The sequence below is a fragment of the Candidatus Sodalis pierantonius str. SOPE genome (assembly GCF_000517405.1).
Classification (GTDB): Bacteria; Pseudomonadota; Gammaproteobacteria; order Enterobacterales; family Enterobacteriaceae; genus Sodalis_C; species Sodalis_C pierantonii.
This window is the reverse complement of sequence record NZ_CP006568.1, coordinates 2,311,201-2,335,276: the sequence shown is the minus strand read 5'-3', so window position 1 is coordinate 2,335,276 and position 24,076 is coordinate 2,311,201. Positions and strand designations below refer to the sequence as shown.

The 24,076-nt window shown below is 55.6% G+C and carries 31 protein-coding genes and 9 pseudogenes; 8 read left to right on the top strand and 32 right to left on the bottom strand.

The features are described 5' to 3' along the window. Positions 1-4 precede the first annotated feature (4 nt). From SOPEG_RS11980 to SOPEG_RS11940, 11 genes and pseudogenes are all read right to left on the bottom strand, one after another. Positions 5-643: a phage virion morphogenesis protein gene (locus SOPEG_RS11980; protein WP_025245519.1), complete on the bottom strand. Its 639-nt coding sequence runs from the start codon at positions 641-643 to the stop codon at positions 5-7. Then, positions 640-1,104 (bottom strand): phage tail protein, encoded by a 465-nt coding sequence (locus SOPEG_RS11975; protein WP_025245518.1) that lies wholly within the window; start codon positions 1,102-1,104, stop codon positions 640-642. Before SOPEG_RS11975 ends, SOPEG_RS11980 begins: the two co-directional genes overlap by 4 nt. Before the next feature lie 31 nt (positions 1,105-1,135). Continuing rightward, positions 1,136-1,402 (bottom strand): Rz1-like lysis system protein LysC, encoded by a 267-nt coding sequence (gene lysC / locus SOPEG_RS26360; RefSeq protein ID WP_025245517.1) that lies wholly within the window; start codon positions 1,400-1,402, stop codon positions 1,136-1,138. 106 nt (positions 1,403-1,508) lie between these two features. After that, positions 1,509-1,682, bottom strand: a complete 174-nt coding sequence (locus SOPEG_RS28290; RefSeq protein WP_158382394.1) for a hypothetical protein — start codon at positions 1,680-1,682, stop codon at positions 1,509-1,511. Then, positions 1,679-2,224, bottom strand: a pseudogene (locus SOPEG_RS11965) (lysozyme). The gene SOPEG_RS28290 and the pseudogene SOPEG_RS11965 overlap by 4 nt, the downstream one beginning before the upstream one ends. Next, complete coding sequence (locus SOPEG_RS11960) at positions 2,208-2,510, bottom strand: hypothetical protein (RefSeq protein ID WP_025245516.1); 303 nt, start codon at positions 2,508-2,510, stop codon at positions 2,208-2,210. The pseudogene SOPEG_RS11965 and the gene SOPEG_RS11960 overlap by 17 nt, the downstream one beginning before the upstream one ends. Then, on the bottom strand, positions 2,501-2,701 hold the full coding sequence (locus SOPEG_RS11955; protein ID WP_025245515.1) for a tail protein X: 201 nt from the start codon (positions 2,699-2,701) through the stop codon (positions 2,501-2,503). The genes SOPEG_RS11960 and SOPEG_RS11955 overlap by 10 nt, the downstream gene beginning before the upstream one ends. Further along, positions 2,701-3,198: a head completion/stabilization protein gene (locus SOPEG_RS27545; RefSeq protein WP_148297190.1), complete on the bottom strand. Its 498-nt coding sequence runs from the start codon at positions 3,196-3,198 to the stop codon at positions 2,701-2,703. The genes SOPEG_RS11955 and SOPEG_RS27545 overlap by 1 nt, the downstream gene beginning before the upstream one ends. Positions 3,199-3,228: 30 nt before the next feature. After that, positions 3,229-3,873 (bottom strand): annotated as a pseudogene (gene gpM, locus SOPEG_RS27540) (phage terminase small subunit); the annotation flags it as partial. Positions 3,874-3,933: 60 nt separating this feature from the next. Further along, positions 3,934-5,046: pseudogene (locus SOPEG_RS11945) on the bottom strand (phage major capsid protein, P2 family). Between the two features lie 22 nt (positions 5,047-5,068). Beyond that, positions 5,069-5,905, bottom strand: coding sequence for a GPO family capsid scaffolding protein (locus tag SOPEG_RS11940; protein WP_025245513.1), 837 nt, complete (start codon positions 5,903-5,905; stop codon positions 5,069-5,071). Positions 5,906-6,067: 162 nt separating this feature from the next. Here SOPEG_RS11940 and SOPEG_RS11930 point away from each other — a divergent pair. The 4 genes and pseudogenes from SOPEG_RS11930 (at position 6,068) to SOPEG_RS11910 (ending at position 9,763) form a co-directional block, all read left to right on the top strand. Beyond that, positions 6,068-7,813: pseudogene (locus SOPEG_RS11930) on the top strand (terminase large subunit domain-containing protein). Next, positions 7,810-8,856: pseudogene (locus tag SOPEG_RS29555) on the top strand (phage portal protein). The pseudogenes SOPEG_RS11930 and SOPEG_RS29555 overlap by 4 nt, the downstream one beginning before the upstream one ends. A 185-nt stretch (positions 8,857-9,041) precedes the next feature. Beyond that, positions 9,042-9,470 carry a hypothetical protein gene (locus tag SOPEG_RS28790; protein ID WP_025245512.1) on the top strand — a complete coding sequence of 143 codons (429 nt, stop codon included), beginning with the start codon at positions 9,042-9,044 and terminating at the stop codon, positions 9,468-9,470. 77 nt (positions 9,471-9,547) lie between these two features. Continuing rightward, entirely contained in the window at positions 9,548-9,763 is a 216-nt protein-coding gene (locus SOPEG_RS11910) for a hypothetical protein (protein WP_025245511.1), read from the top strand. 1 nt (position 9,764) lies between these two features. Here the strand turns inward: SOPEG_RS11910 and SOPEG_RS11905 are convergent. After that, positions 9,765-10,681: pseudogene (locus tag SOPEG_RS11905) on the bottom strand (Rpn family recombination-promoting nuclease/putative transposase). Positions 10,682-10,829: 148 nt separating this feature from the next. Here SOPEG_RS11905 and SOPEG_RS30595 point away from each other — a divergent pair. Beyond that, positions 10,830-10,979 (top strand): helix-turn-helix transcriptional regulator, encoded by a 150-nt coding sequence (locus tag SOPEG_RS30595; RefSeq protein ID WP_335333622.1) that lies wholly within the window; start codon positions 10,830-10,832, stop codon positions 10,977-10,979. Beyond that, on the top strand, positions 10,927-11,181 hold the full coding sequence (locus SOPEG_RS11900; protein ID WP_236851863.1) for a hypothetical protein: 255 nt from the start codon (positions 10,927-10,929) through the stop codon (positions 11,179-11,181). The genes SOPEG_RS30595 and SOPEG_RS11900 overlap by 53 nt, the downstream gene beginning before the upstream one ends. A 72-nt stretch (positions 11,182-11,253) precedes the next feature. Here SOPEG_RS11900 and SOPEG_RS11895 read toward each other — a convergent pair whose 3' ends face one another. The 11 genes and pseudogenes from SOPEG_RS11895 to SOPEG_RS11855 all read right to left on the bottom strand — a co-directional run bounded on the left by SOPEG_RS11895 (position 11,254) and on the right by SOPEG_RS11855 (position 17,094). Continuing rightward, positions 11,254-11,466: a TraR/DksA C4-type zinc finger protein gene (locus tag SOPEG_RS11895; protein ID WP_025245510.1), complete on the bottom strand. Its 213-nt coding sequence runs from the start codon at positions 11,464-11,466 to the stop codon at positions 11,254-11,256. Then, the gene (locus tag SOPEG_RS11890) at positions 11,459-11,803 is read right to left on the bottom strand and encodes a DUF4406 domain-containing protein (protein WP_236851457.1); all 345 of its coding nucleotides are present in this window, start codon (positions 11,801-11,803) and stop codon (positions 11,459-11,461) included. Before SOPEG_RS11890 ends, SOPEG_RS11895 begins: the two co-directional genes overlap by 8 nt. A gap of 56 nt (positions 11,804-11,859) precedes the next feature. Beyond that, positions 11,860-12,933 (bottom strand): annotated as a pseudogene (locus SOPEG_RS11885) (replication endonuclease); the annotation flags it as partial. Positions 12,934-12,957: 24 nt separating this feature from the next. Beyond that, a complete protein-coding gene (locus SOPEG_RS11880; RefSeq protein WP_025243834.1) occupies positions 12,958-13,881 on the bottom strand; it encodes an IS5-like element ISSoEn1 family transposase in 924 nt (307 codons plus the stop codon). Between the two features lie 47 nt (positions 13,882-13,928). Continuing rightward, positions 13,929-14,462, bottom strand: coding sequence for a replication endonuclease (locus SOPEG_RS22950; RefSeq protein ID WP_335334096.1), 534 nt, complete (start codon positions 14,460-14,462; stop codon positions 13,929-13,931). Then, on the bottom strand, positions 14,429-15,115 hold the full coding sequence (locus SOPEG_RS28285; RefSeq protein WP_158382392.1) for a hypothetical protein: 687 nt from the start codon (positions 15,113-15,115) through the stop codon (positions 14,429-14,431). The genes SOPEG_RS22950 and SOPEG_RS28285 overlap by 34 nt, the downstream gene beginning before the upstream one ends. Next, positions 15,093-15,962 carry a DNA adenine methylase gene (locus SOPEG_RS11870; protein ID WP_025245506.1) on the bottom strand — a complete coding sequence of 290 codons (870 nt, stop codon included), beginning with the start codon at positions 15,960-15,962 and terminating at the stop codon, positions 15,093-15,095. Before SOPEG_RS11870 ends, SOPEG_RS28285 begins: the two co-directional genes overlap by 23 nt. Positions 15,963-15,972: 10 nt before the next feature. Next, on the bottom strand, positions 15,973-16,215 hold the full coding sequence (locus SOPEG_RS30235; protein WP_158382390.1) for a 3'-5' exoribonuclease domain-containing protein: 243 nt from the start codon (positions 16,213-16,215) through the stop codon (positions 15,973-15,975). 40 nt (positions 16,216-16,255) lie between these two features. After that, positions 16,256-16,543: a 3'-5' exonuclease gene (locus SOPEG_RS30230; protein WP_051419660.1), complete on the bottom strand. Its 288-nt coding sequence runs from the start codon at positions 16,541-16,543 to the stop codon at positions 16,256-16,258. Further along, complete coding sequence (locus SOPEG_RS11860; RefSeq protein ID WP_038468687.1) at positions 16,540-16,800, bottom strand: hypothetical protein; 261 nt, start codon at positions 16,798-16,800, stop codon at positions 16,540-16,542. Before SOPEG_RS11860 ends, SOPEG_RS30230 begins: the two co-directional genes overlap by 4 nt. Positions 16,801-16,881: 81 nt before the next feature. Further along, positions 16,882-17,094, bottom strand: a complete 213-nt coding sequence (locus tag SOPEG_RS11855) for a hypothetical protein (RefSeq protein WP_025245504.1) — start codon at positions 17,092-17,094, stop codon at positions 16,882-16,884. A 193-nt stretch (positions 17,095-17,287) separates the two neighbouring features. Here SOPEG_RS11855 and istA point away from each other — a divergent pair. Continuing rightward, positions 17,288-18,839 (top strand): annotated as a pseudogene (gene istA / locus SOPEG_RS11850) (IS21 family transposase). A gap of 11 nt (positions 18,840-18,850) precedes the next feature. Further along, positions 18,851-19,600, top strand: coding sequence for an IS21-like element ISSoEn3 family helper ATPase IstB (gene istB / locus SOPEG_RS11845; protein ID WP_025245503.1), 750 nt, complete (start codon positions 18,851-18,853; stop codon positions 19,598-19,600). On the opposite strand, the gene SOPEG_RS28785 is transcribed toward istB, so the two are convergent. From SOPEG_RS28785 to SOPEG_RS11815, 9 genes and pseudogenes are all read right to left on the bottom strand, one after another. Further along, positions 19,597-19,896, bottom strand: coding sequence for a hypothetical protein (locus SOPEG_RS28785; RefSeq protein WP_025245502.1), 300 nt, complete (start codon positions 19,894-19,896; stop codon positions 19,597-19,599). The genes istB and SOPEG_RS28785 overlap by 4 nt on opposite strands. 60 nt (positions 19,897-19,956) lie before the next feature. Next, a complete protein-coding gene (locus tag SOPEG_RS28780; protein ID WP_051419654.1) occupies positions 19,957-20,190 on the bottom strand; it encodes a protein kinase family protein in 234 nt (77 codons plus the stop codon). Between the two features lie 16 nt (positions 20,191-20,206). Next, the gene (gene lpoB, locus SOPEG_RS11835; RefSeq protein ID WP_025245500.1) at positions 20,207-20,791 is read right to left on the bottom strand and encodes a penicillin-binding protein activator LpoB; all 585 of its coding nucleotides are present in this window, start codon (positions 20,789-20,791) and stop codon (positions 20,207-20,209) included. Between the two features lie 21 nt (positions 20,792-20,812). Continuing rightward, on the bottom strand, positions 20,813-21,190 hold the full coding sequence (locus SOPEG_RS11830) for a YcfL family putative periplasmic lipoprotein (protein WP_025245499.1): 378 nt from the start codon (positions 21,188-21,190) through the stop codon (positions 20,813-20,815). Between the two features lie 16 nt (positions 21,191-21,206). Further along, entirely contained in the window at positions 21,207-21,554 is a 348-nt protein-coding gene (gene hinT / locus SOPEG_RS11825) for a purine nucleoside phosphoramidase (protein WP_025245498.1), read from the bottom strand. Between the two features lie 264 nt (positions 21,555-21,818). Further along, positions 21,819-22,229 (bottom strand): hypothetical protein, encoded by a 411-nt coding sequence (locus tag SOPEG_RS22920; RefSeq protein WP_025245497.1) that lies wholly within the window; start codon positions 22,227-22,229, stop codon positions 21,819-21,821. After that, on the bottom strand, positions 22,226-22,483 hold the full coding sequence (locus tag SOPEG_RS27515) for a hypothetical protein (RefSeq protein WP_148297064.1): 258 nt from the start codon (positions 22,481-22,483) through the stop codon (positions 22,226-22,228). Before SOPEG_RS27515 ends, SOPEG_RS22920 begins: the two co-directional genes overlap by 4 nt. 220 nt (positions 22,484-22,703) lie before the next feature. Next, positions 22,704-22,874 (bottom strand): annotated as a pseudogene (locus SOPEG_RS24735) (tyrosine-type recombinase/integrase); the annotation flags it as partial. Between the two features lie 56 nt (positions 22,875-22,930). Then, positions 22,931-23,854, bottom strand: a complete 924-nt coding sequence (locus tag SOPEG_RS11815) for an IS5-like element ISSoEn1 family transposase (RefSeq protein WP_025245496.1) — start codon at positions 23,852-23,854, stop codon at positions 22,931-22,933. Positions 23,855-24,076: the final 222 nt, after the last annotated feature.

The window sequence follows — 24,076 nt, the reverse complement described above, 5'->3', positions numbered from 1 at the left end:
GCGTTCACCGCGCTAACCTCCCCAGGCTGTTAATCACCTGCTCGGTGATGTGTTGTTCATCTGCTGACGTGAAACCCAGCAGTTCACGCACCGGATAGTGTGCGAAAGTGCCTGGCCCAACCTGGTCACGCTGGCCAAACTGATGCACACGGGCGATACGCGCGGCCACTCCATCAAAACCTACGCTAGCCCCCCCGGCATCGGCGCGCATCCTGAGAAAGCGATAACGACGCAACCGTTGAAACAGAGGCGCCTTCTTTGTGGTATTGCGGCGTACCGACTGAGTGTTAATCTCGATGTAGCGCTCAATATCGTGGCGGTAAAAGGTGCGAATGGCGTTGCGATCTTCATCAAAGCCGGTAAGGGTGCGCCCGTATTGACCCCGTGCACCGTGCCAGTTCTTCAGGCGCCGGATCTCCCCCCGCCAGGCAAACACCACCCCCTGCTGGGCGCGCAACACCTTGCGGCGGCGAGCGCAATACGGCGAGCCATCCGGGTTTTTCTGGGCCTTGATGCGCTGCTGCTGACTGCGCCGCAAGGCCTGGCCGATGGCGCGCGCGGTGCGCGTCCGGCCGGATGGCGAGGCGGCGTTCAGGATGTCGCTGAAAATACCGTCCAGCGTACGCAAACGATCGTGGCTCATGCTGCTGCCTCCCGCGATGCGCCTTCAAAGAGGTCACCCCAGCCGCCTTGCATGACGTGAAGGCGTGGACGCGGCTCAGGCAGATGCTCAGCACGGGGAATGCCGTGTGCATCCAGCGTCACCTTCACGCGCTCGCTTATCGGCATCTCAAACAGAATATCTGCGGTGTCGTCGTTATTAATCAGCGTAGTAAAGGCTATCTGCCGGTTTTTCTCCGGGTTCAGCAACAGCGCCGGCTGATTGTGCCAGAGCCAGGCCAGTAACGGCAGGGTAAAATCATCGATATCCCCGGCGAAGTTCATCACAAACAGCACCAGGGTATAACTGTACATAAACGACGGCGTTTCGCCGGTCGTTTCAATATGCCCCGCCTCAACAAACACCGTAAAGGCTTCCGGGTTCGCCCGGCACCAGGGGATTGAGTGTGTCAGGGTGTCACGCAGTGAATCGGCTTTTAGCATAGGGTTTTCCTTTTCGTTACAGCGGGTACGCTCATCGCGCGCTCTCCGCGTACTCGGTCAGCCGCGTCAGTCTGTGTTGCTCAAGATCGACAATCGTCGCCTTATCGGCGTTACAGGTGTCCAGCACGTCGCGCAGGCGATCGCTCCACAGGGCGATCGCGCCCCAGGTCACCGGTGCTCTCAGCGGCGGGACGGAGGTCGCCAGCGTCAGGCTTTCCGGCACGGGTTCGTAGATGACCTGAAGCGACGGGGGCGGGCTGACGGTTTTGCAGGCTGTCACTGAGAGCAGCAGAGACAACAGTACGAGCGCACGTCTCGTTGTCAGTGGCTTTACGTATCTGTTCACGCCGGATTTCTCCCTGTTTCTGTCGTTGTTGTTCGCTTGCCCGCAGTTGCGCCAGCGCCTAGCGGGCGTCCGCCGTCATGGCCCGTAATTCGTCCATCACCACACGGTTATGCTGCATTTCATCAGACAGCGACGCGTAGCGGGTATGCGCTTCCCCGTGCCGCTGCGTCTGCCAGAGCAGCCCGCCCGCCGTCAGCGCCAGCAGTACGCAGAGGATGCCCGCCAGCTTCACGACACCTCCCGCGTATCGCGCAAACACCAGCCCCTGAAATCTTTCCTGCGGTTAACGAGGCCAGGGTTTCGCCTTCCGGCGCTGTTAACAAAATCCGTCAGGCGGTAACACATGGCTTTCCACTGATGCGCCTGCGCCCGCTGTCACAGCGTCGTACGCTGTTTTCTACCCTGGCGGTTGGTGAACCACATCAGGCCCGTACAGCCGACGTTCAGTCCGGCGTCAGTCATTGCCTCAAAGGCCGATTGCGGCATGTGTTCACCCTCAAAGTGCTGGTTAATACAGTTCTCAGCGTGTTGCAGGTCATTCACCCAGCGGTGGGCAATCTCCGCATCGCTGTACGTCCTGTTTTCAACCCCACCCGTTGAACCGATCCCTACCGTCAGTACGTCTGCCGTGCAGTAATACGGGGTATTCCGGCAGTCTTCCCAGGTGGCAATCTTCCGCTGCGCCTCGGGAGAGGTACGCAACGCGCCCGGACTCAGGGTGAGACCCAGCGCGAGGATCACCCCAATCGCGCATTTTTTAATAACCCGTTTCATCGTCCGGCACATCCTGCTGTAGCTGGCTGAGCGACTGGCGTTCGGCGTGGCTCAACGGGCGGCGCGAAGCCTGTGCCAGGATCTGCGCAATCAGGTCGTTGCGGCGCGCCAACCCTCTCTCCATGCGAACACGATGCAGCCAGCCGCGCGCCCCAAAGAGCAGACCGACCAGCATACCGGCGAGCGCCATTTTTTCGTTTAATGTCATCACGCCAATGCTGGTCACCCACGCTGACATGCCGTAGGTCAGCCAGTCACCCAGCCGCTGAAAAAGACTCACTCCCATAGCTGCACCCGCTCCTGTTGTGTGTCGCGCGCAATATCCGGCAGCTCCACCTCCTGGCCTGCATCCAGAGCGATTGCCTGGCTTAAACCAGGATTGACAGATAACACCGTTTCGGTAACGCCACAGGTCGCGCCATAATGCCGCCAGCAGAGCGCGTCCACGGTATCCCCCTGCAAGGCTTTCACTTTCATCAGCACAGCTCCGCATAGAGGCGCGGGACGCCCCGGATATCCGAAATACTCCAGCGCGCATCGCGCCAGAGATCATCACGCTGGGCGTCCAGCGCGTCGGCGGCCTTATCCCCTTTCGCGGTGGTATCGACATCACGATAGCCTTCCAGCACCAGAGCGCGGGCGATGGCGTACACGGCACGCCGGTAGCGATACACCTTACTGCTTTCGCCATTGATGTGGGCTGACGGCACGGCCTGCAAGCGGGAGTAGCCGGATGCCGTCTGGTGCGCCTGCCAGTCCTGAAGCTGATCGGTCACATGCGCGACGGCTTCCGTCGTGACGTGCATCAGCCTGGAAGTGGTGATCCCCCCGGTAATGCGGTCGGCCAGGCGCAGGTCGCGCAGGACGATCAGCGGCCAGAAATCCCCGGCGCTGACGGCACTTTGCCCATCATCCACATCAGGGGTATCCCCTTTTGCAGGCAAAACGGGTTTTCCCGCGACAAGACTGCCCATGTGTTTCTCTCCTGAAAAATCAGGCGGTGGGCGCACGAGGGTGGCAATGTCACGTTTGACGCCCGCGCCAGGGGTAAGGTGCATCGCCTCGCGGAACAGCTTCAGGGCGTCTCCCTGAGTCTCCGGATCCGTGCTGGCACGGCGTGAGAACGCACTGGCCTTGCACAGTTTGGCGCGCACCTCATCGGGCATATCCTGCTGCCTCACGATGTCCCACAACGCGTCCAGCGGCGCAATGAAGCCGGATAAATCTGCATTCGGCTCGGTACTGGCCAGCGTCAGGATCGGGTTACAGATTTCTTCCGTCAGCAGGGTGGCGGCATCGCGCCCGAAATTATCGGGCGGTGTCAGGCAATGACGCACCACATAAGCACCCAGCCGCAGTGCCAGCGCCAGATCACCGCAATCCACTGCCCACACCATCAGCGTCACGATCACCTCATCCTGGCGACCGCTATCGCTCTCAAGCGTCCCTTCTATCCAGCCGGAAAACTCGGGCAGCAGTGTTTTCTTGACCTCTACCTTGACGGCCCTGGACTGGATCCCCTTAAGGCGCGACTGAGCCAGCCGCAAGCGGTGCAGGATCGCTCCGTGCGCCGTGCGGCCCGCGCCGTCCGATTCCCCGCGCCGTTGTGCCATGACGCGCTGAAAGTGCGCCTGTGCCGGTGTTAACATCGTTGCTCTTCTCCATTCATGGCGGGGCGCACCCCGCCCGCTCTGCAACAGCGGGGAGCATTATACTCCGTCCTGCCTCGTCTGTCCTTTTTTCTGCGTATCGGTGGCCGGCTCCTGCGGCTTTGGTTTAGCAAAGGTCAGCTTGTCAATCAGCGCCACCTTGCCTAAAGCCTCGACAACATAGCCATCGACCGAGGACTGGTATACCGCCAGCCGGTTGTATTCCGGCTCTTCACGCATCAACCGGCGCAGACCACCCAGCAGGTAGTAAATCGACAGGTTGCTAAAGGCGGTGATCAGCATGGCATCTTTCGGGAAGAACGGCGCGACATAGACCGGCAGACCGCCAATCATTTCGGAAGACAGGATCAACTGACCGGCAAGCAGTTCAACATTGGGACTGGTGGCGCTCAGGGTGTTGATATACGGCAGACGCAGCGAGTTCAGCAGGTCGCGGCCAATCAGTACCACCAGATCCGGGGCTTCCTTATGTCACTCCTCCAGCAGGGACGACCGCGCATCCTGCACCAGTGCATCCGGGTTACTGTATTTGCCTTCACCCACCACCTTGTTGGTCATGTCGCGTGTAGAAATGGTGACATCGGACATCACGCGCTGCGGTGCCTTCTGGCGGATCTGTGCAAGCCAGCCGGGTAAAATGTCCTGAAGCAACGGGTTTTTGGCAAAGTTGGAAATCAGCGCATGGGAGGTGCCGTTAAACCCGATCATGATGCGGTCAAGGGCCACCTGGCGGGCGATCTGCTGACTGATTCGCAACGGAAAATCGGCATGCCCCGCCCACGCATCCAGCTGGGGATAGCCAATGGCGGTATCGTAGTTCACCTGGTCGCAGCGGTAGCGCCGTGCTTCCAGATCATGCACTGTGGCCGGGTTACGGCGTTGAGTGCCGTCACTGGTGCTGTTAGTGCGGGCAATCGGACCGGTGGTGCCAATCAGCACCTTTTCGCCTTCCTGCTCTTTTACCCCGATCACGTTGATTTTTTGCAGCAGATCACTGCTCAATATCTGGGCGTTTTCCAGACGCTGCTGGACGGCCGGAGCGACCGTAAAGCGCTTTTCCAGCGCGCCGACCGACACATGGTTAAGTTGCGCCTGACGCGCCATATACCGGTCAAGTGTCGCGCGGGCATTGCCTGCAAGTGCGAAGCTCATTGTATTATCCCTTCGTTGTGGATCAGTAATCTACCAATGTTTCACTGGCCTGGCCGGTGACGGCAAAACGCGAAACCGGATCGCCATCCTGCCGCTGTAATTGTCCACGCAGGGCAGTCAGCTCATTGTTCAGTGTGGTGATCTGACGCCTGTCGCGGGTATGCTGTTGCGCCAGCGCGGCCACGCGGTCAACCAGATCGGCGTGAGACTGCGCAACCTGCTCAACGGCGTCGCGCACCTGGCTGAACTGCGCCGTGTCGCTGTGCCGGCCTGCGCCAATCATCGCCATGATGCGGCCAAACCACTGCTTGCCTTCATCACTGCGCTGTTCTGCCAGCTCGATTAATTCCGCCTCGATAGCATCGGTAAACAGCGGCGCGTCGCCCTGCTGATTGTTAAAGGTCATCACCTGCGCCCGCTGCTGCGCGGCAAACTTCAGGCGCTGGGTGCCCAGACTTGCCGGGGTGTCCGTCATCGCCAGCCCGACCACATACGCCTTGCCGTTAAGGGCAAACTGTGGATGCAGCTCAATGCTGGAATAGATTTTTTTGCCCTCCTCAGTGAGCTGTCTCATGCGCTCGGAGGGGGCAATTTCGGCATAAAGGGCAGTACGTCCTGCGAGCGGCCCGTCGCTTATCTCTTCGGTACTTAACGCCGTCACATCCCCCATGGCGCCGAAATCGCTGCCGGGGACCGGCGAAAGGTAGTGCTTCACGTTGACGCGGGCACCGTAAACGTCCGGGCTGTAATGTGCAGCGGCGTCACGGAGGTGATCAGGTCTGATTTCGCGCCCGTCAACGGTACCCCCGGAAACGGCGACGCGGAATTTTTTGCGAGCGGGTTTAGCGGCGCTGGCCATGTCGGTATTCCTGTTAAGTGGTGTGTGTGCTGTCTGCCCATGATGGCAAGCGTTGAGTGCCGTCTCAATGCGGCGTTGTTGTCGGAGACGGGCCAGACCCGAAAGGGGGCGCAAGCGCCCGTGCGCACGCGGTCATCTGCCTGTCATGAACGGGGAGGACCAATGATACAAGACGCTTTTATACGCCAGCGGGCAAAACAACTTTACTGGCAGGGTTATCCGCCGGCGGAAATATCGCGCATGATGGGCATCAATCAAAACACCCTTTACGCCTGGAAAAAACACGACGCATGGGATAACGCGCCGCCTGTCCAGCCTGTGAGCCAGTCCATTGACGCGCGCCTGGTCCAGCTGACGGGCAAGCAGGATAAAACCGGCGGGGATTTCAAGGAGATTGACCTGTTGACCCGGCAACTGAAAAAACTGTCGGACGGACCACGACCAGAGGCTGACGCCGCCAAAAGCCACGCCAGCGCAAGCCGAAAAACCACTTCAGCGAGGCGCAGATTGCCGCGCTGCGGGTCAACATCATGGACTCACTCGCCGCACACCAGCGGACCTAGTTTGATTCCCTTGAGGTGTGTCGGCAAGCAGACTGTCGCAACCGCATGATACTGAAGTCACGCCAGATAGGCGCAACCTGGTATTTCGCGCAGGAAGCCCTGCTGCGGGCACTGGAGACCGAAGTGACACACCCCTGGCAGCGCCACCAGATTTTTTTGTCCGCGTCGCGGCGTCAGGCGTACCGGTTCAAAAACACGATCCAGAAAGCGGCGCAGGCGGTGGACGTTGACCTGAAAGGGGGGGATCGCATCATCCTCTCAAACGGGGCCGAGCTGCATTTTCTGGGGACGTCGGCGGCGACGGCACAGTCGTATACGGGCAACTTCTATTTTGATGAATTTTTCTGGGTCAGTAACTTTACCAACCTGCGCAAGGTGGCGGCAGCCATGGCAACGCTAACAGGACTGACACGCCCCTACTTTTCCACGCCGTCAGCCGAAACACACGAGGCTTACCCGTTCTGGACCGGAGAACGCTGGAACGAGAAGCGCCCCAGGGCGCAGCGCCTTCGATGTGTCGTGGAAAGCGCTCAACAGCGGGTTGCTGTGCCCGGATAAAACCTGGCGCCAGATTGTTACCCTGAAGGACGTTATCGATCGCGGTTGGGAATATACCCGTCTTGCCGACATCCAGGAGGAAAACAGCGAGGATGAATTTCGCAATCTTTACCTGTGCGAGTTCGTTCGCGATGGCGAATCCGCCTTTAATTTTAACGCCCTGATAAGCTGCGGGACGGACGGCTACGACGAGTGGCCGGACTGGAAGCCGTTCGCCTCACGCCCCATGGGCAACCGCCCGGTATGGCTGGGCTACGATGTCAATGGCAGCAGCGGCAACGGCGATAGCGGTGCGGTATCCGTGGTAGTGCCGCCCCTGGTGCCCGGCGGCAAGTTCCGCACGGTGGAAACGGAGCAGGTGCGCGGGCTGGAGTTTGAAGCGCAGGCAAAGGTTATTGAAAACTTCACCCTCAAGTATCACGTACAGCATATTGGCATTGACGTGACGGGCGGCAACGGCGAGGCCGTTTACCAGTTGGTGAAGAAATTCTTTCCGATGGCGATGCCCTACACCCTGTCGCTGTCGTCCAAGCGCGCCCTGGTACTGAAGATGTTGCAGATTATACGCGCCGGGCGCTGGGAATATGATCGCAGTGAGCGCGCCCTGATTAACGCCTTTAATGCCGTGCGCAAGGTAAAAACGCCGGGCGGGTTTATCACCTATGACATCGATCGCGCCCGCGGCGTGAGCCATGGCGATCTGGCCTGGGCCACCATGCTAGCTATTATTAACGAACCGCTGGGCCAGGAACGAGACGACGGCGGTGGATTCGCCATGGAGTTCTGATGAAGAAAAACAGAAAAAAAAATTTGCCGACCACAGTCAGACATCCTGATCTCGCCGGCGCGCTAAAAAGGGATCCCGCATTGAGCGCTTTTAGTTTTGACGGCCCTTATCTGGCGGAAGATTACGATCTGCTGGATAACACGGCTTGCGCGAACAATGGCCGGTATTACGAGACGCCCATTGACTGGGGCGGACTGGCGAAGGCATCCCGGCAGACATCATGGCATCAGTCGGCGCTGTACTTCAAACGTAACGTGCTGACGGGTTGCTTTATTCCCCAACCCTTTACTGTCCCGCCAAACCTTCTCCGCACTGGCGCTGGACTGGTTCGTTTTCGGGAATGCCTACCTTGAACTGCGATGCAATCAACTTGGCAGCCCCCTGACGTTACGGCATGCCCCCGCCCGCTATGTCCGGCGCGGTAACGATCTGGACACCTACTGGCTCGTTCGGCAATGGCAGGACGAGCACCCTTTCAGAACGGGCAGCATTTGCCATGTGCTGAATCCCGATATCAACCAGAAGATTTACGGCATGCCGGAATACCTGGGGGCGTTACTCTCCGCCAGCCTGTCCCACTCGGCGGATATGTTTCGCAAGCTCTATTACGACAACGGCTCTCATGCCGGGTGCATTATCTACGTGGGTGCCACCCAGGTTGACCTTGAAAGTATGGAGGTCGTGAAAAAAACGCTGGCGGATTCACGGGGAAAGGGCGCATTCAAAAACCTGCTGATACATTCCCCCGGCGGCGGCAAGGACGGCGTGCAAATCCTGCCGTTCCAGCAGATCACTGCCAAGGATGAATTCCTGAACGTCAAGTCGGTGTCGCGTGACGATATCCTTGCCGCGCACCGCGTACCGCCGCAGTTGATGGGGCCATGCCCGGCGAGAAAGGTTCGTTTGGCGATGTCGAGAAAGCGGCGCGCGTTTTTGCCATTAATGAACTGATGTCGGTCATGGCAGCACTGAAACACATCAATGACTGGCTTGGGCAGGAGGTGATCCGCTTCACACCCTACGTCCTGCTTAAAGACGACTAACCCATTCCCCCTGCCGCGCTGCCCGGCGCGGCCTGCCACAGAGCATTCCCCCGTCACTGACGACCCGCGCATCACACCCCGCTATCACCGCCTGAGCGCCATTCTGACGGGCGCAACGCGACACCCTCCTTTTACCCTCCCAGCCCAGCCCCATAGACGCACAGAGAACCGCCAGACGGCGAATAATGGCGCGTCCACGCATTACCTTTGGCACCCCGTTTTGCGGGCTGTCTCCCCGTCACCTGCGCGCGACATTCGCTTCGTTTTTTGTGCAGAGGCCGATCCCGGCCCAGCCCGCGCCCGCACTGGGCGGAAAGGGGAAAAATCGCAGTGAAAAAATCGTGCAAAATTGTGCACTTTTGTGCAGCCCAAACAATTGGACGCGACGCCAGAAGTATCGCTATTGCCAGGCGAACGCCAAACGCTATAAAGTGAGCCGCACGTTTTGTATTTTTACGAGGTATTCAATGCCAACCAATATGCATCAGGGCGAAGGCGGGCAACCCTCAACGCGCTCAAGACTGGAAAAAATTTCGCCTGACCTGTTTGCTTGTTTTTATCCGAAAGAGGCATTTCTGAGTTACGTTGCCCAATCTGTCATGGTTCAGAGATGAGCATACCGCAGGTCTGGCAAGGCAACGCTGAGGGTGAGGGTTAGGAACTACCGATAGACGGCCACCTACCTATCTATGTGGATTACATCACTATTAATGCCAACGGCGCACCTCACGATCCTGTGCTTGACTACCAATATCGCCTTATCTGCAAAAACTGCGGTTTCACCAGCCATCTTGCCATTCACCCTGTGCTTGATTGGTTAGATCAACGGAACAAAAATGCGAATAATGAATGCAATAAGCTCCATGCACAGATCGATGAAAATCAGGAAGCATTAACAGTTTGTTGAATTATTGTAGGTTGGGCAGATTATCCAGCTCGTTATCAGTCAATCCTGTGGAGATCCTGACGATGGCACGATCGACGCCAATTGGCGATAAGCTGGCGAGCGATCTGGATACGGGTTTCCTGCCGGCCTTTCCGCTCGCCAAGCTAGATGCCCTTATTGATGCCTTCCTGCCGTAACTGTTCCGCAATCATCATAACATCCACCTGATAATCCTGTGTCTGTGCTGCTATGGTATGCAAAAACTGCCTGGTATCTGATGTTTCGCCTCGACCGACAATGATAGTACATCAGACTACGAAACTGCTCTTGCGGCAGCGTCCACTGATTCAGCAATCGTGCAATCTCTTCGGCCAACTCCAGCATATCCCTTGTGCGAATATGCTTCATGACAAGCTCCAGCAAAGCGACACGTTGGTGGGTTAAGATCGCATTATCCGGCATGGCGGTAATATCAACCAGCGGGAAAGCTTGCCTGTAGACTGATTCTGCCAGCTCAGGATCGGCAAAGCAATCCAGCCAGCGGGTTGTGTAAGGGTAAGGTGAGGTGCGGCCATGGTAAAAGAGCAAAGGAATGACGACCGGCAAGGTGTCGTTGCCCTGCTCCAGATGCCGCTGCATGGTGGCGACGGCGTACTTTAGCAGCCTGAAGGCCATGAGTTTCTCTGGTCGGCTCTGGTGCTCAAGTAGCAGGTAGAGATACCCTTTCCCCACAGGGGTCTGCACGGAGTAGAGCATATCGGAACACTGTGCGCGCAGGTCATCTTCGATAAACGAACCGGACTCCATTGCAAGGGTAGCAAAATCGCAACGCTCCCGAAGATGGGGCGGCAGATGGATAGCGAGAAAGTCGCGGGCAACCTCGATATTACCAAGGAATTTTTTGAACAGTGCGTCGTGATGTGAAGGTATTTTTGTCATGGATGCAGTATAGCGGCATCCGAAAGCAACAGCCATCGACATTTATCACGGAAAATACGCTTGATTTTTATGCATAAAAATAGCCATGTTTGTTGATTTTTTGTACCATGCTTCTCTGTATACCGGATGAATATAGAGAGAAGAGAGCATGGTGAGCAATCTGGGAAAATATCTTAGAAAACTAAGAATAGATCACGACATGACGCTTAGGGACATGGCCGATTGTCTGGGCATAAGCGCTGCCTATGTATCCGCGATCGAACTGGGTAAGCGCGCAGCCCCCACCCCCTTTCATTGAAGGTATTGCCAACCATTTTAAAATTAAGGGTGAGGCGCTGGAGGAATTAAAAAAATTAGCAGACCTTTCTCAACCATCAATAAAAATTAATCTCATGAGGGTGAATGAGCAGACCAAAGAAGTCTTTCTGTTTTTTGCCAGAAAACTTGAGGAGCTTAGCCCTGAACAGGTACGGGGGCTTAAAAAAACGTTACAGGGATGAGCATAACTCATCCCTCCAACGCCAGGTCAAATTAAACATTTGCCTATGATGCTGACTATCTGGTCAGCTTTTTTATGCGCCGCGAACGCGCTGACGCTCGGCATACTGGCGTTTCCCCCAATCATCCCGGCATTCCGAGCAGCAAAAATTGCCAGGCGTTTTCTCTTCACAATGGTAGCAGCGGCCCGTGATCGGCATCGGACGATAACGCCGCCGAGCTTCAGCAATCGCGCGCTCACGGAACAACTCCTCCCGCTCGCTGGCAATATCGATAATGTCAGGCATCAGGTCGCCCCTTCATGGCCGCCTGCGTTGCCTGAAAGAGGAAGACCAGGCCCAGCTTTTTAGCCAGTGCCGCTTCAGCACAGGCGCCCGCGCTGTCCTGCCAGCCGTCCAGCAGGTAAATTCCGTCGGCGCATTGCAACATGGCCAGGCAGATGCGCATGTAGTCAGCCTCGGAAAGACCCTCCGGTAGCATGGCGGGATTGAGTGGAATAGCGCCCTGAGCGGATAGCCGAACATAGGCCAGGGAAAAAGCTGTCCGGTTGAAATCGGGTTTTCCGGTCATGGGACCGGCAATGTATATCACCTTTGTTTGCATGTCAGTATCTTGAATATTCATTGTTTATCCATCTGTTTTATTTGCATATATTTTCATCAGGTCGCCCGGCGGTCATGTTAGCCGGCGGGATTATACAAACCTGATGTCACCTTCCGTTTGCATAGCTGCGCGACGCTCTGCATCAATGCTTTGGCTTTTTCAGCAGCGCTGGGCGCACGAGAAAGCAATACGCCGGTTGCCAGGGCGCAATAACGCTGACCGTCAATTTTCATCACCTTACCTTCAGCCAAAGATCGGGCGTCCCCAGGACTCAGAACCAGGCCTTTTTCTGCTGCATGGCGATAAATTTTCTTAATGCGGGTATTTAAGGCCGCCTCGGGGGGCGGTAAGGGTGGCGTTGTGCGCCAATCTGAGGTTAGCGGTCCTGGATCCCCCGTACAGTTATCGACAGAACTCCGAGGCAACGCGTCCGCGTTGCTCACGTCAACGGCTAACTTCGGCACAATCTTCCACTGCTTCAACCGGGTCAGGATCGGCGAGTCCCCGCCAACGACCGTATCGAACAGGCCGCGGATACTGAGCATCTCCTCGCCGTACTGATTGAGTACCTCGGCGGGCTGGTACCAGGTGCGCACCGCCAGATCATCACGCTTGACCAGTGGCCCACCCTGGGCATTGACGTACCCGGCCCAGTCGGGGGCGTTGGCTGTATCGTGGCAGGCGGCAAATTCCACACTCAGGCCGTGCGCGGTTTCGCTGTCATTCAGGCGGCGCAGCTCCCTCCAGACGGTGACGGGGGTGCAGCCAATAAACTGAAATTGACGAATGCCCCAGCGTGAAGCCCAGGCGGTGGCGCGTTGCGCGCTTTCCTTTATCGGCCTGCCGCTTTCGTCGTCGGTTTCACCGTCCAGGGCATAGACGTCGATGTTTTTCGAGATGTATTTGGCAACATACCCGGTGGCGCTGCCTTTTTCCGGGTCAATGGCTTTGGCGTCAAACCGGGCGCTTGCCGCGACGGCGCTGCGTAATTCCTCACAGTCTGCCGCCATGGCATAGTCGCGTAGGATTTCCAGGATGCGGGGCATGTCTTCCGGGCGGGCAAATATCAGTAAATGGCTGTGCGGCGTACCGTCATGATGCGGCTCGGCAACACGCAGTCGCTTTGTTGAATAAATCCGAAATTTGTGACGACTTCCTCCCTATCAGGGCGATTGTTACATGATGCGGACGCTGTTTGGCATTCCTAACAACGTGATCCGGTTAAGCGCTTTGACCATTGCCATAGCCTCACCTACCTGCGCGTCATAGTCATGCAGACTCAGATGACCACCCAGAAGTATTTTAAACCGGAACATGGCCGTTTCAGCCAGTGAACGCCGGTGATAACCTACTTTCTTTTTCCAGGTATCGTTATTGCCGCTCAGATGCTGATTTGCCACCGCATGGTTACGCTCATGGTATCGAGCTGGCCAATATTGCGCACCACTTCGCGGTGGGATAAGCGGCTTTATTTTTTTCCTCAGCAGAGCATCATGACAGTAACGCGTATCGTAAGCACTGTCAGCCGACGCTTCCCTGATTTTCCGGTGGGTTTGGTTAATCAGCCCGGGCAGCGCCTGCGCATCTGTCGTACCGCTTAGCGATAAATCGGCACAGATAATTTCATGTGTCGCGCTATCTACTGCCAGATGAAGCTTGCGCCATACTCTGCGCCTCTCAGCCCCATGCTGCCTGACTTTCCATTCGCCTTCGCCGAAGATTTTCAGGCCGGTGCCATCGATGACCAGGTGTGAGATTTCGCCGCGGGTTGGCGTTTTTATGCTGATGTCGACGGTTTTTGCTCGCCGGCTGACCAGAGAGTAATCTGGGCAGCGCAGCGACAGCCCCATCAGTTTAAAAATCGAGTCAACGAAACCCTGTAACGCCCGGAGCGAAAGGTTAAACACGCGCTTTATCATCAGAACCGTGGTAATGGCCATATCGGTGTAGTGAAGCGGCCGGCCACGATGTTCAGGTGGTGTACTCTCAGTCCATGCAGCAATGGCTGACTCATCAAGCCATACTGTCAGGTCCCCCCGCTGCCTGAGCGCATTGTTATATGCGGGCCAGTTGGTGATTTTAAACTTTTGCTTTGCCATGGGGACCTGATGTTGAAACGAATGTAGTGATCAGAGCCGCCAGTCACCTAAAAGTTCGATTTATTCAACAAAGCCACACGCAGTCCGAAAAAGCGCAGCTTCTGGCGATGGCATTTGGCGCGGGCGCAGGCCCAGACGCCATTGAGATAGCGCTGGGTATCTGCCGGGCTGGCCCCGTTCCATTTACGGTTAACGCGCCCATTTTCTAGCGTGGCGTGATGGCTTGAGGGCGCGGTAATGGTCACAAATTCGCCAACATAGCCCTGAGCGTTGGCAATGTCTTCATACCCCCGTAGTCGTACCATCAGCTCAGTGCGTCGGATGGCGGGATTGGCCTGGCTGGCGGCATAGCCATCCATCAGGCTGATACGGTTACCCTCTTCGTCTTCCAGCTCCATGCATTTACGCCACTCGTTGGTACGGTAACGCTGTTCGTGCCAGTCACGCAAGGCGGTTGTGCTGACGTTCGGGGAGGCGTGCTTATGGACATACCCCATGGCGATAGCCAGATGTTCACGCCAGCGGTTAGCGGTCCGGCGCAGGCTGTTCAGCCACCACCGCGCATCACACATCCGCCTGATGGCCGGTTGGGCATAAAAGGGAACAAAACATTTTTCCAGCTTGTTCCAGAGCGGCGGTTGCAGGCCCAGCAGGCGGTGATCCGGGCCAGGTGGTGATAGTGGTCATAGACAATGCGCCATTCGCTTTTATCGCCCTGCGCGTGGGTCAGGTGGGCCACTTCCGTGGCGGCAACATGGGCGGCGGCGTTCGCCAGGGACTTGAGCGCCTGGCTGTCCAGGGCGGGCAGGCGCTGACGCTGGGTGCGCAGACGCAAAAAGGCCACCACGCCATTATGCTGGGGGGATTGGGTTGCGCGGTCGCCAAACAGCGCACAGAAATCGTCGTCGGCTATCTCATCCAGGCGGTAACCGGCGTTTACACGCGCAATGCGCGACAACATCACCTTAACCACGGACTCAGTTAACCAGCGGCGGGCGCTGTCAAAGCCCTTTTGCTTCTCGCGCTGGTCAAAGCGCCAGTAAATGCTTGAACTGACCGTTTCCAGCTGGTCGTCAACCTGCTTTTTCGCCTGAAGATAGTCCTTGCGGCGAAGTTCAGCAAGGCGCATCTCCTCATGGGTTGGAATACCCCGATCAATTGGCAGCAGAGGCTTATTGTTCCAGGGGTAGACGACGCTGGACTGCGGCATATCAGACAAACTCCAGCCACTCATCCATAAGGAAACCATCTGCTTCGGAGGTCGACGGGCGAGACTGCCGCACCGGCAATGTGGCTATCACTTCCCCGGCTTTACCCCGGCTAGCCCCCTTGGCGGCGCTGCTGCAATGGGTGTGCGTGTAGTGAAACGTAAAACCCCGATAGGCGGCGTGGGTCTTGGGGGTATTGCTGCCCGAGAGCACCACAGGGACGTCCCAGCGCAGGTGGGTCTCCGTCAGGGCATCGGTCAACGCCTGATGTTCTTCGTCCTGAAACGGCGCGATGTAATACCCTGTGAAGCAGTCGAGATAAGGTGGATCGGCATAAACTGCGCAGCGTTCATCTACATGAAACGCCAGCGTTTCTTCAAAGGGCAGGCAGACAAACCGGGTATGGGTATCGCGGGCCTTTTCGGCGAACAGGCGGATTTCTGCGGCGGGAAAATAGGGCTTTTTGTAACGGCCATACGAGACATTAAATTCGCCACGCAGGTTGTAACGGCACAGGCCGTTGTAGCCATGGCGATTCAGGTAAAGGAACACGGCGGCACGGTTGAGGCCCCTGGTCGCCCGCCATTGGGCGAAATCGGTGCGGTAACGAAAATAGTCAACAGAGGTGTTGGCGTGCTTGAATAGCGGTAGTGCGGCCTGTATGACGCTTTCCGGGCTATCAACGACCGTTTGGTAGAAATTGATAAGGTCGGGGTTAATGTCTGCCAGTACATAGCGAGGGTAGTCGGTATCGAGGAAAACCGAGGCACCGCCGACAAAAGGTTCAACCAGACAGTCAGCCGCCGGCAGGAAGGGGCGCAAGCGGGGCATCAGGCGAGACTTGCCGCCCGCCCATTTCAGGATAGGTTTCATCTGCGCGTCCTCAGCAATGTTCGATAAAAGCGTCGGAATGACGCTGCCAAATTTCCGCCACTACCTGTGCCTGATAGCAGGCATCCTCAAGGGCGTGGTGCTTCAGAGTCTGGCGCGCGGGTGAGCAATAGCCGGTTGCTTGCGCCAGAGATTGCAGGGTGCGCATATCCCGCATACGCGAGTAATACCAGGAGATGGGCAGGCCATGGCGCTCAAAGGCCGCGCCCAAAATCCCCCACGTCAAATTCGCCACCCTTGCACCAGATATTCAGGTGCTTGCGGCCAGCAGGTATCTAACTGGCGTTGATGTAATTCAAAAACGCATTCAGGGCATCTCGCGCAGAAGAGCGCGGTTCAATAATCAGTTCGACGCGCGCGTCGGCATCCTGACGTAACCACCACAATGCCGTATCGACTTCCGCACGGGCGCCAGCAACCTCATCACTGCGCGAGTCAACGCGGGCATAAAACGCTTTGCCCAGCTGGCCGGTAGAGGGTTCAAAAAAGACGGCACCTATCGCTGCCAGTGGCGCACTGGCGCGAACGCCGAGGGTTTCAATATCAATCATGAGATGATTCATCGTGGTAACTCCTCGGTCATATCAAGCGCTGACAAACGCAGCGCTATCCAGTCATTCAGCTCGTTCAGTATTTTGTCTGCGGGTACAGCGCGGGCGCGTTGCGATTCCAGAAAGGCACTGAGCATGCCAAGCAGGTGTTCGCGTTCGCTTTTTCTGGCCGCCAGACCGATGGTCATGAAGTCCGGATCGGTTAAACCGGGCGTCAGGCGAATGCGAGTTGGCGAGCTGTCCTGACGGGTGTGGATTATTTCAGTCATGGTGAGTTCTCTTTTATTCAGGCCGTGCGAAGCCCTGGCGTCATGCGCCGTTTTTATTTCACTTTAATGGCAGGTAATAATTTACTGAGGTACTAAGCGATTAACGTGATTCTCCATTAACCACTTTATGCGCTCCCTCAAATCCTTTTCTATTCCGGCAATAAATTCCTGTGCGTAAGGCTTTTGTGGGTCAACATAAAAATAGGCGTAATTACCCTGCGCCCGAATAGAAAAACCGTTTTGCATGGCGGGCAATACATGATAGAGAATTTGGGTTATATCGTCGGTATTCATAATAAAAATCCTTGATGGTGACAGGTGCTGGTTCCGGTCACATCCGATCACTGATTCCGATTTCACCCGATCACTAATTCTGATTTCATCCGATCACTGATTCCGGTCGCCCGATCAGCGATTCCGATTCTGTCCGATCGCTCATCTTCTGTTCCGCCATACTCTGGAGACTTTTAGCTTCCGGAGGCATGGCATGGCACGTAAAAAGAAGAAAGCGAGAACGGAAATGTGCATCTATATTAATGTATTACGTATGAAATTCGAGCAGCGTCGCTCGAATCGCACTATCGCAGCAGCGCTCGGCATAGGCTGTACTACCGTGCACGATATCCTCGGCCGATTCACGGTAGCTAACCTGGTCTGGCCATTGCCGGCGGAACTGTCCCCCGTCGACCTCGACCGCCTGCTCTATCCCGGCAAATCCGGAAAAGTTATCAATACCTTACCCAGCTGGCTTGATATCTATACCGAGTTAAGCCGCAAGGGCATGACCAAGCAGCTGCTCTGGATGGAATATCAGTCCGCCGTGGGCGATGATGCCCTCGGTTACTCACAGTTTTGTGCACTGTTACGTGACTGGAAAAAGAAGCAGCGGCGTTCCATGCGCATGGAGCACAAGGCTGGCGAAAAGCTCTTCATCGACTTCTGTGGCCCCACCGTACCTATCGTCAACCCTGCGACCGGTAGCGTACGCCAGGTCGCTATCTTCGTCGCTGCCATGGGCGTGTCAGGCTATGCGTATATCGAAGCCTGCGAAGGCCAGGACATGGCATCGTGGCTCAACGCCAATAGCCGCTGCCTGCACTTCATGGGTGGGGTTCCGGAGCTGATGATACCTGATAATCTGCGCAGCGCTGTCAGCATCCCTGACCGCTATGAGCCGGTCATAAACCAGAGCTACCAGGCGCTGGCAAATCACTATGAGACAGTGGTGCTACCGGCGCGCCCGAGAAAACCGAAAGACAAGGCGAAGGCAGAATCAACTGTGCAGCTGGTAGAACGCTGGGTTTTGGCCCGGTTGCGTAAACGTAGGTTCTACTCGCTGACCGAACTCAACCAGGTGATACGAGAACTCAATCATGAGTTGAATCTGCGCCCGATGCGTCATTACGGCGGACAAAGTCGCCTTGAACGCTTCGAGCAGCTGGACAAACCGGCTCTTGGGCCTCTACCGCCCACACAATGGGAATACAGTGAGTATCTCGTTGCCCGAGTGGGACCTGATTACCACATGGACTACGGCAAAAACTGGTACTCGGTGCCGCATCCGCTGGTTGGCGAGCGCGTTGACGTCATCGCCACCCAACGGCTGGTGCAAATCCACCATAAGGGCGTCTGCGTGGCTACGCACCCTCGCAGCGATAACGCCTATAGGCACACGACTCAGGCGGCGCACATGCCGGCTAACCATAAGGGGCAGAGTCAGGTGGACGCCGGAAAGGCTGTTCAGTTGGGCGCTGTCGGTGGGTGTGTGCACACTGAAAGTGGTCGAGTCCATCCAAAAGAGCAAAGCCCATCCGGAGCAGGCTTACCGCTCCGTGCTGGGGCTACTCAATCTGCAACGGCGCTATGAGACGACGCGACTGGAGAAGGCCTGCGCGCTGGCGTTGGAGAAAGGGTGCATTAACCGCTCTTTCATAGCCAACGTATTGAAACACGGTCGTGAAAGTGAGGTCACCCAGGACGGAGCCTGCGTATCAATGCTGGTTCACGAAAACCTCCGAGGTCCGGACAGTTATCACTAAGGAGAATAAATATGGATACACTGTTAATGGCTCAGCGAGAGCTGAAGTTGTCGGCAATGGTCCAGGCGTTGGAGACGCAACGCGAACTCCCGGGGAGTTATGGGGAGCTGGGGTTCGAGGAGCGGTTGTCGCTGATGGTAGAAGCGGAAAATTTTCATAGAAAAAACAACCATATATGCCGTATGCGACGGCAATCGCAAATGCGCTTGCAGGCAAAACCGGAAGATATCCGCTATATCCCTAGCCGAGGAGTGACACCGGAACAGATGCGAGATCTGCTAGGGGGACAATATCTGAAATATCAGAAAAGCATACTCATCACGGGGCCGACAGGTACGGGCAAAACCTGGCTCAGTTGTGCGCTTGGTGAGCAGGCATGCCGGCAGCAATATAGCGTGCGTTACTGGCAAGTGGGTCGATTGCTGGCCCATCTTCACCAGTGTCAGGTAGACGGGACCTATCTAAAACAGCTTAAGCAGTTAGAAAAAATAGAGTTACTGATTTTGGACGACGTGGGCCTAGAATCAATAAGTCCGATGCAGGCAACGATGCTGTTGGAGGTGATGGAAGATCGCTACGACAAAAGCAGCAGCATCCTGATCAGTCAACTGCCGGTGAAAAAATGGTATGGACTGATAGAAAACCCCACGACAGCTGACGCGTTACTCGATCGGTTAGTACACCCCAGCTATAGACTGGAACTTAAAGGCGAATCACTACGCAAAGAGCAAGGAGTAGCCAGCACAGGAAAAATAGACTAAACCCGAGTCAGAAGATGAGCGAACACGTGATCGAATATCACTGGAATGGGTGATCGGAAAATATCGGAATAACTGATCGGATGTCGCCGAAACAGCTGGTCGGATACGTCGGAATCTGCAGCAGGGCCGTCGGCGGACGCCGGCGCAAAAACCGCCTGTGTAGCCTCAGCCAGGCCGGTGTGCGCCGGGTCGCTGGTTTGCCAATAGCGCGCATAGCGCGCCTGTAGGTTCAGCGGGTAGCCGCTGCGCCGCTGCTGGTGCAGCCTGGCCAGGAGACCCGCCAGCGTGCCCGTCATCAGCGCCTGTTGCCAGCCCTGCGTATTTAACGGTGCGCCGGATAGCCACTCCACCAGCAGTCAGCCGGCGGTGATGCCCCGCGGACGCGGCGCCAGGCCGCTGCCGTTAAGGGCGCGCAACAGGCGAAATTCCCGACGCCGGTCAACGCCCAGCTGGATTTTCTGCCCGCTGGCTTCGCGCGCCAGCAAATCAACACCGGCTCCCTGCAATCGCCAGCTTTCGCCGGTTAGACCGCTGACCGGCAGGGGGTTGACACTGTCTAACGTTGCACGCGGCAGTAACTGCGCCAACATCGAGCGCAGCCCATCGTCAATCCTGGGCAACGCCGTTACCGGACCAAATGATCTCGCCGGTTTGCACCAGCATCAGTTGCAGATCGAGCGTGGGTGCTTTCACATCGCCGCTGGCGGCGCTATACAGCACGTACTGGGCGTTGAGATAGCGAGCCAGTCCCACCGCTTTACTGAGCGACTCCAAACTGTCGTCGGAGGAAAGCCCCAACGTCTGGCGCGCCGAGTTCAGTTTATCGGCGCCCACCACCTGAAATTTGCCGCCGCCCTGTGCAATGAGGCGAGTAAGGGCCGCGGTGGCTTTACCGGTCTGCACGCTGCCGTTAGTGGCGTTTTTTAAGGTATTTACCAGCAGCACGCTGCCATCGTTGACGCCGTCCACCTGCAACATTTGCTGCACCATGGGCGACAGGCTGGCCGGCCAGTCAATGGTCTTGATTTTCGGTGGCAAGGGCACCGGCTCGCTGGTGACCGGCGGCGGCTGTACCGGTACCGTAGTCGGCGGCGGCGCGGGCTCTACGGTGGCCGGGGGCGGCTCTGGAGTTCGGGTGGTACAGCTGGCCAGCACCAGCGCTGCAAGGACGATTAAGGCTGTCTTTTTCATTGTAGACTCGACGTTGACTCTTTATTGCAAAAACAAATAGAGACGAGCGTGCTTCGCCTCCGGATTACCATTCACCGCCTCCACCCGGGCTTCCCCGCCAGGCGGCACGATCAGCATGCGCGTCGCGGCGAACGGTATGACGTCCAATCCCTGCGCATCGTACCAATAGAAACGGTAATACACGGTGACCAGAGCGGGATGATCGTTGCTCAGGATGCTATAGGCGCGCAATCGCCCCCGATCGGTGGTAAGCGACGGCGGCGCGGCGGTAATGCCGGCGCTGAGCACCGACGGGTCCATCACCAGCGATTGCTGATTATTGATGATCAATGCGGGATCGCGGCTACCGCTGCAGCCGGTTAACAGCAACAGCGCGACCATCCAGGGTGCTAAACGCATGTTTCTCCCCAACCCATCACGCCACCAGCGGGCCAAGCGGCCTGCCTCCCAAAAGATGCATGTGCAAATGATACACTTCCTGGCCGCCGTGGCGGTTGCAATTCACGATTAGCCGGTAGCCGTCCGCATCGATGCCCTCTTGTTGGGCTATTTTCGCCGCCACGGTAAACAACCGTCCCAGCTCCGCTTCATGGTCGGCGGTGACATCGTTGACGGTGGGGATAAGCAGATTGGTCACGATCAAAATATGGCTGGGCGCTTTGGGGCTGATGTCGCGAAAAGCGGTAACCAAATCGTCCTGATAGAGAATATCAGCGGGTATTTCCCGGCGAATAATTTTACTAAAAATGGTTTCTTCGGCCATGGCGGCGTTCCTTGTTTCCTGACTGGTTGGTAACGGAAGTATGAGTGAGGAACTCCCTGCTTTTCAACCGGCCGCAGCATTAAAATAGTCACTTAGGGCGCACAATGGCGACGTGGACGTATTAACCATAGCAAACAGGGAGGCGAAAGCCCCCATTTTGGCACTAATGAAAACAAATAGTTCCATAAAATCAGTGAGTTACATGCCTGTAACTGCGTGTTTAAAACGAACATAGCGTGTACGTTTGGGTCAATTTGTGGATCATCAAAAAAGGTACTTGACTGCTGCGATGCCTAAACCAAGAGCGGTAAATACAATCCCTGCTATCCATTTCGTTTGGTTAGCAATCTGTTGATGAATAGTGGAGAATTCTTTGTGAAAAACGCCAAACTCCTTGTTGAGCAAGCCAAATTCTTTATTGATTTCAGCTTTAAGAGAGAGCAAATCGCTTTTGGTTGAAAATTCCTCAGAGCGGGTAGTAAGCTTTGTCAAATCCATTTTTATCTCGACTACATCAGCCTCTAAGCGCTCAACTCGTTTTTCTAGTCTGTCCTGCATGCCTCCTCCTCCCCCTCCCCCGTTACCATGTCTGATTATAGTCTCATTGCTTCGCCGTGTATTACTATCACCCACTAGATACAAAGGAAAATCCCTTTCTATTATTTTACCTGTCATTCTTTCACCTCGCATGCTTTTTCAAGATTTGCAATCCATTGTAAAACAACGATAGAACGATAAAGGCTGAGGTGACCACAGTTCAAACAATGTACTTGATAGTAGCTTTTTATCAGGCCGGATACGCAGCTTTCATCACCCCAAGTTAGATATGAAACATAAGAACTAATTAGGGCGTCTTCCTTCTCAGCTACCGGTAATCTGTTAAAATTAGATGCGAATTTTTTTCTCTGCAAGAGTCTTTTTTCAGGCACCGTCAACTCCTCAGAACCACATGAAGGGCAACATAAAGAAACCCCTTTCTCAGCAAGAAACTTACGGAAAAGTACTGGGGTAACTTGTATAATATTTTGTTTATAATCAGTTAATTTTTTTTATTTTTGCGTTCTTTAGCTTTTTTATTCAGTTGCTCTTCAAGAAACTTACGCATAAGAAAATTGCGGAGCTCCTCTTCGGTTGGTTTCTTAGTTTTAATCATTGCTGATTCTCCAACGGATTAAATCTGACGGCATCTTCTAAATAATCATGAGCAAAATGCGCATAAACCATCGTTTGTAAAATACTTGAATGTTCCAAAATTCTTTGCAGGGCTAGGATGTTCCCTCCATTCATCATAAAGTGACTGGCAAATGTATGGCGCAGAACCGCTTTGTTGAATAAATCCGAAATTTGTGACGACTTCCTCCCTATCAGGGCGATTGTTACATGATACGGACGCTGTTTGGCATTCTTAACAGCGTGATCCGGTTAAGCGCTTTGACCATTGCCATAGCCTCACCTACCTGCGCGTCATAGTCATGCAGACTCAGATGACCACCCAGAAGTGTTTTAAACCGGAACATGGCCGTTTCAGCCAGTGAACGCCGGTGATAACCTACTTTCTTTTTCCAGGTATCGTTATTGCCGCTCAGATGCTGATTTGCCACCGCATGGTTACGCTCATGGTATCGAACTGGCCAATATTGCGCACCACTTCGCGGTGGGATAAGCGGCTTTATTTTTTTCCTCAGCAGAGCATCATGACAGTAACGCGTATCGTAAGCACTGTCAGCCGACGCTTCCCTGATTTTCCGGTGGGTTTGGTTAATCAGCCCGGGCAGCGCCTGCGCATCTGTCGTACCGCTTAGCGATAAATCGGCACAGATAATTTCATGTGTCGCGCTATCTACTGCCAGATGAAGCTTGCGCCATACTCTGCGCCTCTCAGCCCCATGCTGCCTGACTTTCCATTCGCCTTCGCCGAAGATTTTCAGGCCGGTGCCATCGATGACCAGGTGTGAGATTTCGCCGCGGGTTGGCGTTTTTATGCTGATGTCGACGGTTTTTGCTCGCCGGCTGACCAGAGAGTAATCTGGGCAGCGCAGCGACAGCCCCATCAGTTTAAAAATCGCGTCAACGAAACCCTGTAACGCCCGGAGCGAAAGGTTAAACACGCGCTTTATCATCAGAACCGTGGTAATGGCCATATCGGTATAGTGAAGCGGCCGGCCACGATGTTCAGGTGGTGTACTCTCAGTCCATGCAGCAATGGCTGACTCATCAAGCCATACTGTCATGTCCCCCCGCTGCCTGAGCGCATTGTTGTATGCGGGCCAGTTGGTGATTTTAAACTTTTGCTTTGCCATGGGGACCTGATGTTGAAACGAATGTAGTGATCAGAGCCGCCAGTCACCTAAAAGTTCGATTTATTCAACAAAGCCGCGCAGAACGTGCACTGCTTGACCTGCTGGAAGGTTGGGGGCGATTTCTTTAATGCAGTCTCTTACATATCGATAGTTGAGATTTGCAAATAGCCGGCCGTTCTGAATACTGTCTGTGATTTGAGCACAAAGTTCAGTGGAAATGGG

What these genes read in the sequence shown, in the direction of transcription:
- SOPEG_RS11880 (WP_025243834.1), bottom strand. Translation starts at nt 13,881, where the DNA reads ATGGCAAAGCAAAAGTTTAAAATCACCAACTGGCCCGCATATAACAAT.
- istB (WP_025245503.1), top strand. Translation starts at nt 18,851, where the DNA reads ATGGATACACTGTTAATGGCTCAGCGAGAGCTGAAGTTGTCGGCAATG.
- SOPEG_RS11815 (WP_025245496.1), bottom strand. Translation starts at nt 23,854, where the DNA reads ATGGCAAAGCAAAAGTTTAAAATCACCAACTGGCCCGCATACAACAAT.
- SOPEG_RS11940 (WP_025245513.1), bottom strand. Translation starts at nt 5,905, where the DNA reads ATGGCCAGCGCCGCTAAACCCGCTCGCAAAAAATTCCGCGTCGCCGTT.
- SOPEG_RS11830 (WP_025245499.1), bottom strand. Translation starts at nt 21,190, where the DNA reads ATGCGTTTAGCACCCTGGATGGTCGCGCTGTTGCTGTTAACCGGCTGC.
- SOPEG_RS11955 (WP_025245515.1), bottom strand. Translation starts at nt 2,701, where the DNA reads ATGAAAGTGAAAGCCTTGCAGGGGGATACCGTGGACGCGCTCTGCTGG.
- SOPEG_RS28785 (WP_025245502.1), bottom strand. Translation starts at nt 19,896, where the DNA reads ATGACGGGCACGCTGGCGGGTCTCCTGGCCAGGCTGCACCAGCAGCGG.
- hinT (WP_025245498.1), bottom strand. Translation starts at nt 21,554, where the DNA reads ATGGCCGAAGAAACCATTTTTAGTAAAATTATTCGCCGGGAAATACCC.
- SOPEG_RS28285 (WP_158382392.1), bottom strand. Translation starts at nt 15,115, where the DNA reads ATGAGTGGCTGGAGTTTGTCTGATATGCCGCAGTCCAGCGTCGTCTAC.
- SOPEG_RS11980 (WP_025245519.1), bottom strand. Translation starts at nt 643, where the DNA reads ATGAGCCACGATCGTTTGCGTACGCTGGACGGTATTTTCAGCGACATC.
- SOPEG_RS28780 (WP_051419654.1), bottom strand. Translation starts at nt 20,190, where the DNA reads ATGTTGGCGCAGTTACTGCCGCGTGCAACGTTAGACAGTGTCAACCCC.
- SOPEG_RS11975 (WP_025245518.1), bottom strand. Translation starts at nt 1,104, where the DNA reads ATGCTAAAAGCCGATTCACTGCGTGACACCCTGACACACTCAATCCCC.
- SOPEG_RS11855 (WP_025245504.1), bottom strand. Translation starts at nt 17,094, where the DNA reads ATGAATACCGACGATATAACCCAAATTCTCTATCATGTATTGCCCGCC.
- SOPEG_RS11890 (WP_236851457.1), bottom strand. Translation starts at nt 11,803, where the DNA reads ATGAATATTCAAGATACTGACATGCAAACAAAGGTGATATACATTGCC.
- SOPEG_RS11960 (WP_025245516.1), bottom strand. Translation starts at nt 2,510, where the DNA reads ATGGGAGTGAGTCTTTTTCAGCGGCTGGGTGACTGGCTGACCTACGGC.
- SOPEG_RS30230 (WP_051419660.1), bottom strand. Translation starts at nt 16,543, where the DNA reads ATGAATCATCTCATGATTGATATTGAAACCCTCGGCGTTCGCGCCAGT.
- SOPEG_RS30595 (WP_335333622.1), top strand. Translation starts at nt 10,830, where the DNA reads ATGGTGAGCAATCTGGGAAAATATCTTAGAAAACTAAGAATAGATCAC.
- SOPEG_RS11895 (WP_025245510.1), bottom strand. Translation starts at nt 11,466, where the DNA reads ATGCCTGACATTATCGATATTGCCAGCGAGCGGGAGGAGTTGTTCCGT.
- SOPEG_RS22920 (WP_025245497.1), bottom strand. Translation starts at nt 22,229, where the DNA reads ATGACAGGTAAAATAATAGAAAGGGATTTTCCTTTGTATCTAGTGGGT.
- SOPEG_RS27545 (WP_148297190.1), bottom strand. Translation starts at nt 3,198, where the DNA reads ATGGGCAGTCTTGTCGCGGGAAAACCCGTTTTGCCTGCAAAAGGGGAT.
- SOPEG_RS28790 (WP_025245512.1), top strand. Translation starts at nt 9,042, where the DNA reads ATGGCGCGTCCACGCATTACCTTTGGCACCCCGTTTTGCGGGCTGTCT.
- SOPEG_RS11870 (WP_025245506.1), bottom strand. Translation starts at nt 15,962, where the DNA reads ATGAAACCTATCCTGAAATGGGCGGGCGGCAAGTCTCGCCTGATGCCC.
- SOPEG_RS11860 (WP_038468687.1), bottom strand. Translation starts at nt 16,800, where the DNA reads ATGACTGAAATAATCCACACCCGTCAGGACAGCTCGCCAACTCGCATT.
- SOPEG_RS11900 (WP_236851863.1), top strand. Translation starts at nt 10,927, where the DNA reads ATGTATCCGCGATCGAACTGGGTAAGCGCGCAGCCCCCACCCCCTTTC.
- lpoB (WP_025245500.1), bottom strand. Translation starts at nt 20,791, where the DNA reads ATGAAAAAGACAGCCTTAATCGTCCTTGCAGCGCTGGTGCTGGCCAGC.